23 protein-coding genes are annotated in these 9,484 nt (G+C 60.9%); 13 read left to right on the plus strand and 10 right to left on the minus strand.

Going from position 1 to position 9,484, the window contains the following annotated elements:
- Positions 1-9: 9 nt before the first annotated feature.
- The 9 genes from B0G76_RS06395 to B0G76_RS06430 form a co-directional block, all read right to left on the minus strand.
- Positions 10-441: a hypothetical protein gene (locus B0G76_RS06395; protein ID WP_120290997.1), complete on the minus strand. Its 432-nt coding sequence runs from the start codon at positions 439-441 to the stop codon at positions 10-12.
- A 150-nt stretch (positions 442-591) separates the two neighbouring features.
- Complete coding sequence (locus B0G76_RS06400; protein ID WP_120290999.1) at positions 592-936, minus strand: hypothetical protein; 345 nt, start codon at positions 934-936, stop codon at positions 592-594.
- An 86-nt stretch (positions 937-1,022) separates the two neighbouring features.
- Positions 1,023-1,265 carry a hypothetical protein gene (locus B0G76_RS06405; RefSeq protein ID WP_120291001.1) on the minus strand — a complete coding sequence of 81 codons (243 nt, stop codon included), beginning with the start codon at positions 1,263-1,265 and terminating at the stop codon, positions 1,023-1,025.
- Between the two features lies 1 nt (position 1,266).
- On the minus strand, positions 1,267-1,440 hold the full coding sequence (locus B0G76_RS42770) for a hypothetical protein (protein ID WP_183082006.1): 174 nt from the start codon (positions 1,438-1,440) through the stop codon (positions 1,267-1,269).
- A gap of 3 nt (positions 1,441-1,443) precedes the next feature.
- Positions 1,444-1,710, minus strand: coding sequence for a hypothetical protein (locus tag B0G76_RS06410; protein WP_120291003.1), 267 nt, complete (start codon positions 1,708-1,710; stop codon positions 1,444-1,446).
- Position 1,711: 1 nt separating this feature from the next.
- Positions 1,712-1,969, minus strand: a complete 258-nt coding sequence (locus B0G76_RS06415) for a hypothetical protein (RefSeq protein WP_120291005.1) — start codon at positions 1,967-1,969, stop codon at positions 1,712-1,714.
- Between the two features lie 7 nt (positions 1,970-1,976).
- The gene (locus tag B0G76_RS06420; protein WP_120291007.1) at positions 1,977-2,189 is read right to left on the minus strand and encodes a hypothetical protein; all 213 of its coding nucleotides are present in this window, start codon (positions 2,187-2,189) and stop codon (positions 1,977-1,979) included.
- A 13-nt stretch (positions 2,190-2,202) separates the two neighbouring features.
- On the minus strand, positions 2,203-2,388 hold the full coding sequence (locus B0G76_RS06425) for a hypothetical protein (protein WP_120291009.1): 186 nt from the start codon (positions 2,386-2,388) through the stop codon (positions 2,203-2,205).
- A gap of 136 nt (positions 2,389-2,524) precedes the next feature.
- Entirely contained in the window at positions 2,525-3,319 is a 795-nt protein-coding gene (locus tag B0G76_RS06430) for a LexA family transcriptional regulator (RefSeq protein WP_120291011.1), read from the minus strand.
- Between the two features lie 74 nt (positions 3,320-3,393).
- On the opposite strand from B0G76_RS06430, the gene B0G76_RS42775 reads away from it, so the two are divergent.
- Positions 3,394-3,762 carry a hypothetical protein gene (locus tag B0G76_RS42775; RefSeq protein WP_183082007.1) on the plus strand — a complete coding sequence of 123 codons (369 nt, stop codon included), beginning with the start codon at positions 3,394-3,396 and terminating at the stop codon, positions 3,760-3,762.
- Between the two features lie 335 nt (positions 3,763-4,097).
- Here B0G76_RS42775 and B0G76_RS06440 read toward each other — a convergent pair whose 3' ends face one another.
- The gene (locus tag B0G76_RS06440) at positions 4,098-4,412 is read right to left on the minus strand and encodes a hypothetical protein (protein WP_120291013.1); all 315 of its coding nucleotides are present in this window, start codon (positions 4,410-4,412) and stop codon (positions 4,098-4,100) included.
- An 85-nt stretch (positions 4,413-4,497) separates the two neighbouring features.
- Between B0G76_RS06440 and B0G76_RS06445 the strand changes: the two genes are divergently transcribed.
- From B0G76_RS06445 to B0G76_RS43525, 12 genes are all read left to right on the plus strand, one after another.
- Positions 4,498-4,794 (plus strand): hypothetical protein, encoded by a 297-nt coding sequence (locus B0G76_RS06445; RefSeq protein WP_147394013.1) that lies wholly within the window; start codon positions 4,498-4,500, stop codon positions 4,792-4,794.
- A 47-nt stretch (positions 4,795-4,841) separates the two neighbouring features.
- Positions 4,842-5,066, plus strand: coding sequence for a hypothetical protein (locus B0G76_RS06450; RefSeq protein ID WP_120291017.1), 225 nt, complete (start codon positions 4,842-4,844; stop codon positions 5,064-5,066).
- Positions 5,063-5,263, plus strand: a complete 201-nt coding sequence (locus B0G76_RS06455; RefSeq protein WP_120291019.1) for a hypothetical protein — start codon at positions 5,063-5,065, stop codon at positions 5,261-5,263. The genes B0G76_RS06450 and B0G76_RS06455 overlap by 4 nt, the downstream gene beginning before the upstream one ends.
- 169 nt (positions 5,264-5,432) lie before the next feature.
- The gene (locus tag B0G76_RS42780) at positions 5,433-5,594 is read left to right on the plus strand and encodes a hypothetical protein (RefSeq protein ID WP_183082008.1); all 162 of its coding nucleotides are present in this window, start codon (positions 5,433-5,435) and stop codon (positions 5,592-5,594) included.
- 46 nt (positions 5,595-5,640) lie between these two features.
- Positions 5,641-5,925, plus strand: a complete 285-nt coding sequence (locus B0G76_RS06460) for a helix-turn-helix domain-containing protein (RefSeq protein WP_147394014.1) — start codon at positions 5,641-5,643, stop codon at positions 5,923-5,925.
- Positions 5,912-6,469 (plus strand): MmcB family DNA repair protein, encoded by a 558-nt coding sequence (locus B0G76_RS06465; RefSeq protein ID WP_120291023.1) that lies wholly within the window; start codon positions 5,912-5,914, stop codon positions 6,467-6,469. Before B0G76_RS06460 ends, B0G76_RS06465 begins: the two co-directional genes overlap by 14 nt.
- Complete coding sequence (locus B0G76_RS06470; RefSeq protein ID WP_120291025.1) at positions 6,466-6,831, plus strand: hypothetical protein; 366 nt, start codon at positions 6,466-6,468, stop codon at positions 6,829-6,831. The genes B0G76_RS06465 and B0G76_RS06470 overlap by 4 nt, the downstream gene beginning before the upstream one ends.
- Before the next feature lie 256 nt (positions 6,832-7,087).
- Complete coding sequence (locus B0G76_RS06475) at positions 7,088-7,681, plus strand: hypothetical protein (RefSeq protein ID WP_120291027.1); 594 nt, start codon at positions 7,088-7,090, stop codon at positions 7,679-7,681.
- Positions 7,682-7,813: 132 nt separating this feature from the next.
- Positions 7,814-8,359, plus strand: a complete 546-nt coding sequence (locus B0G76_RS06480) for a hypothetical protein (RefSeq protein ID WP_147394015.1) — start codon at positions 7,814-7,816, stop codon at positions 8,357-8,359.
- The gene (locus B0G76_RS06485; RefSeq protein WP_120291031.1) at positions 8,356-8,655 is read left to right on the plus strand and encodes a hypothetical protein; all 300 of its coding nucleotides are present in this window, start codon (positions 8,356-8,358) and stop codon (positions 8,653-8,655) included. The genes B0G76_RS06480 and B0G76_RS06485 overlap by 4 nt, the downstream gene beginning before the upstream one ends.
- The gene (locus B0G76_RS06490; protein WP_120291033.1) at positions 8,652-8,855 is read left to right on the plus strand and encodes a hypothetical protein; all 204 of its coding nucleotides are present in this window, start codon (positions 8,652-8,654) and stop codon (positions 8,853-8,855) included. Before B0G76_RS06485 ends, B0G76_RS06490 begins: the two co-directional genes overlap by 4 nt.
- Positions 8,852-9,472, plus strand: a complete 621-nt coding sequence (locus B0G76_RS43525; RefSeq protein ID WP_259460520.1) for a hypothetical protein — start codon at positions 8,852-8,854, stop codon at positions 9,470-9,472. The genes B0G76_RS06490 and B0G76_RS43525 overlap by 4 nt, the downstream gene beginning before the upstream one ends.
- The last annotated feature ends 12 nt before the right edge of the window (positions 9,473-9,484 follow it).

Consider the following 9,484-nt stretch of genomic DNA (forward strand, 5'->3'; position numbering starts at 1 on the left):
TTCTCCTCTTTAGTGTTTTGTGACGCCGTGCGGGGCGGCATTGCCGCTCATCACATCGCGCAAGATTCCCTTGAGCGCGGTATCGCCGAATGCGGGCGAAGGCATCGGAGCGGTGGCACGTTGACGCACGATCGACATCGCGTGACGCCATTCAGGGACAGCACGCGGACTGTCGAGCCAGATCGGCATCCAGTTGCCAGCACCGTAGACCTCGTCGTAGCGGCGCAGTACGCATGTGCGCGTGTAGTCGACAGCCTCCGCGATGCCTGCATGTTCTTGCCCGCTGAACGAATGCGCGGCACCCATCGCGTATGCGGCGTAAGGCGCGCAGGCATCGTCAAAACGGACGCCGGTGACGATCTGGCCGTCTTCGCCGAGAGCGAGGACCGACGTTCTGAGGTCCGTGGAACGCGTGTCGTCGAAGATGAAGATCGATTTCATGGTTGTGATCCCTTCACAGTTCGCGTCATTCGCCGACGCCTGGCGGCGCGCAGGTGCGCACGCATGAGTTGATGGGCTTCGCGCAAGTCGATGCTTCGATCGTCGAGTGATGCAAGGATCTGCCACGGCGTGGGCACCGGCGCGCAGCGGCTATTCCGTCTCGTTTTCAAGGAACGATGGCTGCCGGCGATCTATGGGCAGATCCTGCAGCGCGCGGCGTAGCGAAAACTCATCGATCGGCTGCACGCGCAGCTGACGCGCTGTCATGCGCGCGGCCGCCTCGTCGACGAAGCTGATGCCGTAGATGGCGCCGTTGCCGTAGAGCTTCGTGAAGGCTTGCGTCGCAGGCTCATGGCCGGCCGCTTCGAGCGCCGGCACGTCGACGCGCACGAACGCGCAGCCGCCGATCGTCTGTCCGCTCACGCGGCCAGCGATGCGCTGATGGCCGAAGAGTTCGACGATGGCCCATTGATCAAATTTTTCTGTGGATAGCATTTCGAATCCTTAAAAAGCGGGGCGCTGAACAAGCCGCCCACCCAAAACTCGCCGTCGGGGAATAGTCGGCGAGGGACCACGGCAAATCAGGATGCAGGTGCATTGGGGAGCTGGCGCGTCGCCGCATCACGCTCTTGCTTGGTGAGCACCTGCACGATGCGAACGATCCGTGCGCTGCCGCGCGTCGGAATGACCTCATAGACGGCGCCGCTGTCCGAGCGGACGAGCGCGGCATCAACGAAAGCGGCGTGGGCGTCGGTCGTTATTGCAGGTTGGAGAAGGATCTGATCCTTCTGGAGGTGGCCGGCGCCACCGTGGTAATAACGCATGTCACTGTCCCCCTGGGACGGCGCGCCGCGATTGCGCTTCCGAACCAACGCGATCGGCTTCTGCAGCGCTATGCGATTCGAACAGGGCGTCGAACTGTGCCGCGACGCGTACAGATGCCCAGGCAGCGGCCACGACCACGAGAAACGAAAGGAAGATCCAGCTGGTGAGTGACATGAGTTATTCCCCATCAAGGTCGTTGGCGGCGCGCTTTTTGATGTCGACTAGGGGCGCGCTGAAATCGAGTTGCGGATAGGCGGCTCCGGCGCCGCGTCTGGGCGGTCGGCGCGACGCGCGAGGATTCGGATTGAGCTGCGCCCGCACGGCCGCTTGAACGGCGGCGCGCAGTGCGGGATTCAACAGTGCGGCGTCGGGATTGCCCGCACCGAGCGGAAGGCAGGCCGGGGCGAGGAGCTCGTCGGGGAGGCGGACCGGGGTCGGACGCATGTCAGGCCCCTTCCTTCGAGCCGAGGCGATCCAAATCGGGGCTGACGATCCAGTGCTGGAAGATCACGGATATACGATTCGAGCCTTCCTGGGCGTCTTTGCCATGCATGCTCTTGACCAGCAAATGGCCACCGCCCGCGGCACGCTTGTTGGCCTCGCGAACAGACAACGGGATGTTGTCGAATTTCCGACGGTCGGCGACTAGCACAAAAACGATGTTCGAGCCGCCGTGCACGCCCACATAGTCATTGGTTGCCATGGCCGTCTCACATGCAATGCGAGGTCTTAACGCACGCGGCGTCAGTCGCGGTCGCGGCCGCGGCCATCTCAGCCTGATAGGCGTCATAGCCGTGCCAGAGCAGGTACACGAAGAACACTCCGAACACGGCAAGCACGTTGCGAGTAAAGCGGAGGATCGACTTTGCAGCGCGCATGGCACGTTTCGGCGCCGGCGTGGCCTGTTGTTTTTCGAGCGACATCACAGTCCCCTAGTCAGTGTTTGCGCGGCGTGACGCATTTGCCGGCGAAATAGGCTGCGATGACGTCGATGCGGGAACCGCGAGTCGCCACCGCGCGGAGGTCGAGTACTTCGATCGACCTCGCTGTCGCAACGACGAAACGGATGTGACCATCAAGGGAATGGCGCGCGGCTTTGCGGCCGGCCTTTCTCGCGTTCATGGTGTGCTCCTGATCGCATTGCGATGGAGCAGATAGTAGCGAACGCTACGAGACAAATCAAGTAGCGAATGCTACTAGATGAAGGTTTTTTTGTACCTTGCGACAAAAAGCCCCGGGCGTGCGGGGCTTCCTAGAATCAGTCGTACGTCACGATTTTCGTTTTTACGACGCCGCATATGACCGCATTGTCTTGGATCTCAGTTATCCCCTCGGGCCAAGCGGGATTCAGCGCCTTTAGATAGATCCGTTCGCCTTCCGAAATTAGCTGACGAAGAATTGGCTCCGCCTCGCCATCGACCATTACAACTATGAATTTACGGTGGTCCGGCGTCCCCTTCGGATCAACGAGCACGATCTCTCCCTCGCGGAAGGAGCGATGGTCCGCGGGGTCGTACATGCTTTCACCGCGTACGCGCAGGTAATACGACTTCTGAGAAACAGCAACCGGTGAGTCGAGCCACTGCTCGGCATCACCGTACGCAAAGTTGTCCACAATGGAATCCCAGGTTCTAGCTTGTGCCCATGAAATCAGGGGATATGTCCCCTGATGTTGAGAATCAAGCTCAGCACTTTTTACCATCCTAGACCAGGTATTTTTACCTACGGTGGTAATAAGACCGCGTTTTTCGCCCGTGTTTGGTGCATCGCTGGCCCCAACTTTGTGCTCGGCTGCTGCCGGTGAAGCATGTGCTCCGTGGTGGGGCACGCCGATCGTCGCCTCGGAAAACCAATTTTTCATGCCGGGGAGCGCTTCGATCGCCCGTATCGTTTTTTCGGTGACAGGTCGATCGCCAGAAAGCATTTGACGCACGAAAGCGCCGTCCTTATAGCCGAGACGCTTGCCAAAGGCGGTTCGATTTCCACCGCAGAGTTTGTCGATCGCGGCTCTAAGAGCCTCGATGCGCTGTCGCGCCAGTTCACGTTCATTCATTTTCGTAGCGTAGCACCAGCTACGCATAGCAAACGCTCCTTGCAACTAGTAGCGTACGCTACTAGAATGCGTGCATGGATCTCGACCAATACCTCTCCGCGCCAGACGCGCTGACGATCTCCCAGCTTCGTAAGCGAATGGAGGAGCTCGGCTATCCCATCAAGAGCAATGCGCAATTGAGACAGTGGCGCCACAAATATTCCGGGCGGCTGCCCAGTCCAGAGAACTGCGTCGGTCTGGAGAAGGCTACCGATGGCAAGGTGCGGCGCGAGGACAGCAGACCCGAAGACTGGTGGAAGATCTGGCCGGAGCTGAATGGGTCTGCCGAGTCGCAGGTTGAGTCCGCTCGATCCGTCGACGATGCGCAGCCGCCTACGGGCGGCCGGTCCGAGCGGCGAGCAAAGGGTAAGGCATCGAGGCGAATTTCGAAGGAGGGCGTCTGACATGCGGCGCATCCGATCGATGTTGGTGCCCGTGCGCGGCCAGATCCGCAAGCGTGCCGAACGCGCACCGTGTCCTGAAATGGCCGCATGGCTGCCGTGGATTCGGCCACCCGCTGCGGATATCGGTCGGTTTCGCGAGCAGATGGCGGCGCATGTGCACCGCGATGCCGGCCTGGAAACGCTCCGCGCGGAAACCGGCTCCGATTGGGACGATTTATTGGCACAGCGCCGGCGAGAGGCGCAACGACTTTCGGATGTGGGACTTGAACGGCCTACGCTTTTCGACGGCGTGCGCGTGCCCGCTCTTAAGGCCGGCGAGGTAATTCGCGCAGTGACTAGCGATGCGGCTGCGTCGTGCCCGTTGTCTCGATTTGCGTCCAGTCGTCCAGAGCGGCCGGATGAATCACATAGGGAAGCGAGTCCCAGAGTTTCCATCCTGTCGTTTGCGATCGGACGGCTTCGGCGGCTTTTTCGGCGGTGCGCCAGCCCAAATCGAGAACGACGGGCTGAACGATGATTTCGCCGCTGCTTGCCCGGCTGAACGTCTCGTACGTGAGAAACCACGCTGGACGTCCATCCACATCCGGCCGAATGGTCATGGCACCGAAGGGCGATTTGTAGAGGTAGAAAAAGTACGTGTTTGCTTCCATGAGGGTTCCCCTTTGTTGTGAAGCGGTGCGTGTGGAAGCCACCGATTCTAAACGGGGTGTGAACCCTCACCCTTACGGCGCGGAGATGAGCCGAATGAAGCCCGCTTTGCTGCATTCCGTCATCGACCAGCTGCTCAACGCGATCGACCATCGCCCCGAGCTGGCCGACGATGTCCTGCACTTTCTCTTCGACGAGGTCAACGAGATCCGCGAGGGTCTTTGCGACGTGAGCACGCGTCACGGCCGCGACACGGTCCATGCGGATGGCTCGGTCACCTTCGGTATTGGCGTGGAGCTGCGCGCCACTGAGCGGTTGATGCAGTTCACGCACGCCATCGCACAAGGTGTCGTTCCACACATGCCGCTCGCTGGCGGCGCGTGAAGTCGGTTGTAAGTCGTTGTTCATTTTTCACCTGAAAGGAGGTCGTTATGCGTCGTCGTGCGCAATTCCGCAATGAAGTAAAGACACGTCTGTCGGACCGGATTTATTCCGGCCTGCAGCAATTCAAGGCTCTGCAGGGCATTGATAGCGATTCGGCAGCTATGAGCCGTCTCCTCGAATTGCAGCTGTTTGGCACGGTTGGGACTTTGCCGCCGAACCTGACAAATTTCAGTGCCGAAGCGGCCCACTATGGGACGGAATTGGCCGCATGAGCGAAGAGAAAACCAGCCTATCGGTGGAACTGCCCACACCGGAAGCAGCTGACTTAGCGGTAAGAGCGGCGCAGGAAGGCGTATCGACGCCCGATCTGCTTGGTTACCACGTGTTGCGCAGCGCCTATGGCCTGATGCATCCGAAGGTACTGGCGTTCGAAACGCGTCCCAAGTCGGGACAGGCTGGGAATAAATAGGCAGTGCTTGGGGGTTCTTTTTTGCTTTAGCTGCTGCACAAGCTGACTGGCGCACACCAGTCGTTTTGTGCAGCGGCTAGGAGTTCGATATGTCAATTACCACCATGATTTTCATCGTACTGCGCGTGATGTTCTTCGACGCAATGAGTCTGTTCGTGGGCGTGCTGTGATGCTCACTGACGTCCTCAACGCGCTGCTACGCGCGGTCGTCATTGCGCTGATGTTCTGCGCCTTCTTTCCGCCGCGCGCCCGCTGGTGGGTGCGTTTCACCTTGAGCTTCGGCGGCGCGCTCGCGGGCGCGCTAGTCCACATGTTTTGGGGTCATTCGTGAACGTCAAGGCGGCTGAACGCGTGCGGGTTACCGAGTCGGAGAAAGTGTGTCCCACCATTTAACAAACTGCACTTGGGATCTGTCCGACGTGCCATCGGAGCTGAGCGGTCTCGGCCTGCTCGTACTACTACGCCTTGCACATCTAAGCGTGCAAAGCACCGGCGAGTGTACGGTGAGCGTGCCGGAACTCGCGGTCAAATGCCGCATTTCCGACAGCGGCGTGCGTCGGCAGATCAGGGTGCTGGAAGCGATGGGCCTGGTCACGCAGTTCAGAGACGGTCGCCGGACGCTTTTCCGGGTGAACGTGGCGGCGCGTGATGAGCAGCAATGACGTCCAGCCCGCGCGGCCGATTAACGCAGGCCTCGTTGAGGCCGCGATCCGGCGGCACGTCGATCATCGTCGAAACACCCTGATTCCAGAGGCGTCGGTCCGCTATGCGCTTCCCGGCGCGCGCGGCTACGACGAATACCGCGCGGACTTCATGATGGTCTCAGGCGCTGGCTACGGCACCGAACTTGAAGTCAAGGTATCGATCGCCGACTGGCGCGCGGATCTGAAGAAATCGAAGTGGGTGGGCATGCCCGCGTGGATCACGCGCTTCGTCTATGTCGTCCCCGAGCAGCTCGGCATACCCGAGTTCGTGCCCGGGCACGCTGGTGTCTGGCATGTGAAACCCGCTCGCGTCGACCACTTCAGCACGCAGCCAGACGGCTACGAGATCGTGCTGGCCCGCGCGCCGCACGTGCTCGGCCGCGAGAAGGTGCCACCGGCCGTGATCGGCAAGTGGTACCGCAATCTCTACTACCGCTATTGGGAACAGCGCATTGACGCCCAGCGCCGGATCCCGCGTCATATCCGCGAGGGAGTTGCATGAGAGTCGCAGATGTATTGCGCGAGCTCGGCCGCCCGATCGCCTATTATCCGTTCCTCGCCCGATACCTCGGCGGCGTCAATGCCGCCGTGCTGTTCTGCCAGATCTTCTACTGGCAGGACAAGGCGACGAGCGAGCTCGGCGTGCACAAGACGTCGGCCGAGCTGGAGAACGAAACGGGCCTGTCCTACGAGGAACAGCGCTCCGCGCGCGCCGCCCTGCGTGATTCGGGCGTGCTGATCGAGACCGAGAAGCGCATCGAGCACAAGATTTATTTCCGTGTCGACGAGGATGCGCTCGAGCGGATCCTTTCCGCTGGGCCGGCCGCGAAAAAAGCCTCGCAAGACTCGCGCACCGAAGTCTAAAACGTCCCTTACACCGCCTGGTAAAAGCCCACTCCCCGAAATGGGAAAAGTCCATTTCGGGGAATTGGAAAAGTCCATTCCGGGAAATGGTGAAAGTCCAGTTCCCGGAATGGAAGAAGTCCAATCCCCGAACTTGGAAAACCCGTCTCCGCCAACCGGGCAAAACCTTGTCCGCGGAACGGGCGAAGTCCAGGTCGTTAACGATGGTGTGACTACAGCAGAGACTACAGCAGCAGCAACGCGCGCGAGCAACGCTGTGGACAACTCCGAACAGCTGCCGCCGCTGCCGCGTGAAGACGAAAACTGCAACGACGCCGCGCCGCCCGAACGCGATGCCAGCGCGAAGGCCGAAGCGGCGATTGTCGAGCTGCTGCAGTCACTCGAAACCGCTCGCGGCAAAACGCCCGCGTTTGACGGTTCGAAAGCTCGGATCCACGTGCTCGCATGGATCGGCCGCTGCGTGACGCTGGAGCAACTGCGCACGGCGCACGGGTTTGCCGTGGCGGCGCGTTTGCGCGACAAGTCGGACTTGCCGGTGAACGCGGGCTTTCTCGCCACGTTCGTCGACGAGCTGCTAGTGGGCAAGAGCAGCGTCATGCCCGACGCGCTGCCGTGGTACCGAAGCGATGAACGCGTCGCTATCCGCGCCCGCGAAATCGGGTTTCGTGATCGCAAGCCGAACGAATCTCCCGCGTGGTATCGCGTTTTGGTCATCAAGGCTGCGAATGATCGAAAAGCAGCCGAATTCGTGCTGCTGGATGCGAAGCAATTCAACGCTCTCGACCTCTACCAGTTCGCGCGCGCCACCTTCGGCGACGCGCTCATGCCCGTTGACGACTATGCGTCCTGACTTCGAACCGACCGCGCCGCCGCGCACTTGCGTGACGTGTCGTTATGCAGGCCTGAATCCGCCTGTCAATCTCCCGATGGCATGCCGCCACCCCGATTCGCCACGCGACCTCATCAACGGATGGGTGAGCACGTGCGCAACGATGCGAGGTCTGCGGGGCACATGCGGGCCGCACGGAGATCTGTGGGAAGCGCGAGAGGTGCTGCGCGTGCGTCGGTCGTTCTGGCGATCAATCTGGACGGTTCTCACCGGGGGGCCGTTTTGAGCAACGTCATAGACATCGACGCACTGCGCGTCGCCCGCAAGAGCAGCTACGTTCGCGCCGCCGGCGAATGCCGCCACATGCACGTCACGCTCGACGACAACGGAAACATCGTGAAGTGCGACGACTGCGGTGTGCAGCTGGACGCGCACTGGGCGCTCGGCCATTTCGTCGAGCACTACCAGCGCGCGATCGCGAAACTTACCCGCGCGCAAAACACGTTGGCGACGGCACAGGAAGAGGGCGTTCATCTGTTGGCGGCGCGCCGGATCGAGCGCGCATGGCGCTCGCGCACGATGGTTCCGGCATGCCCACATTGCGGCGAAGGCATTGGTGCGCGGGATGACTTCGGCGGAACGATGATCAACAAGGCGTTGTATGAACGGCGGCGCGCCGCCAAGCGAGGTGAAGTATGAACTGCAAACCCGGAGATCTGGCATGCGTGGTTCGTGTGCCCCAATCTGAGCCTCACATCGAGGCAATCCTTCGCGAGCAACTGATAGGAAAGTTCGTTCGCGTCGTTCGCCTTACCGTCGGTTCCGAAGGCGCATTGGACGCTTGGAAAATTCTCGAACCGGTCAGGATCACGCTGCCCGCGGGTCGCGGAACGGGGACGATGATCATTGACCTGTTTGGAATTGAGGATTCCGTGCTCCAACCTGTCCGCGGCGTGCCGGTGCACGACGAGCAGCTCGACGAGGTGCCCGCGTGAAAGCGACGATCCAAGCTGACGGCACTCTCTATGTCGCCGCAGAGACGGCGCTTGAAGCATATGCGCTCGATCGCTGGGGAAGAGACAACCTGCCTTTTAACGACGCGCGTGTGTGCCTACCGAAGATGATCGTTTATCACGGTCTGTCGATCGCGAATGGAAGCGAAACGCTTGAATCGCTTGTCTCGAAACCGATATGAGCAAGGGCACCGTCCGTTTCCCGGTAAGCGCGATTACTGATGGTCGCGTCGGTACCGCACGGGTTCGCGAACAGATCGCGAGCGCGGCGGCGTGTCTTACGTCGACGGATCCGGCCCCGCTGGATGCAGCGATGAAACGCCTGATGCAATACGAAAACACGGAGGAGGCGGCGGCGCGCATTCATGCATCGGTCGCGGCGCTTGGTCTGGGTGTGGATGCTGAACGCGTGCTCGACGATTGGCGTAACGCGCCTGACCTTTCGCCCGTTGAGCGCATGCAGCAGCTCGGCCGAATGTCGCGCGGCAAGCAGAACAAGACCGAGACCGCGTACGAGAACGAAGTACTTAAGCCGCAACTGCACGCCGGCGAGATCCTTTGGTACCGCTTCGAGGCAATCAAGCTGCGCCTCGCCGACAACACGTTTATCACCATCGATTTCCCCGTCATCACAGCTGCCGGCCAACTCGAGTTTCGCGAGGTGAAGGGCCGATGGACAGACGACGCGCGTGCTAAGACGAAGGTCGCGGCCGCGCAGTTCCCATTCCGATTTTTTGCCATTCAACGCGACGGCCGTCACGGCTGGCGCATCGAAAGCCTGACCAGCAATGGCTGGTGACATCGCAACGGA

Origin of the sequence: Paraburkholderia sp. BL23I1N1 (assembly GCF_003610295.1) — a bacterium.
Taxonomy (GTDB): Bacteria; Pseudomonadota; Gammaproteobacteria; order Burkholderiales; family Burkholderiaceae; genus Paraburkholderia.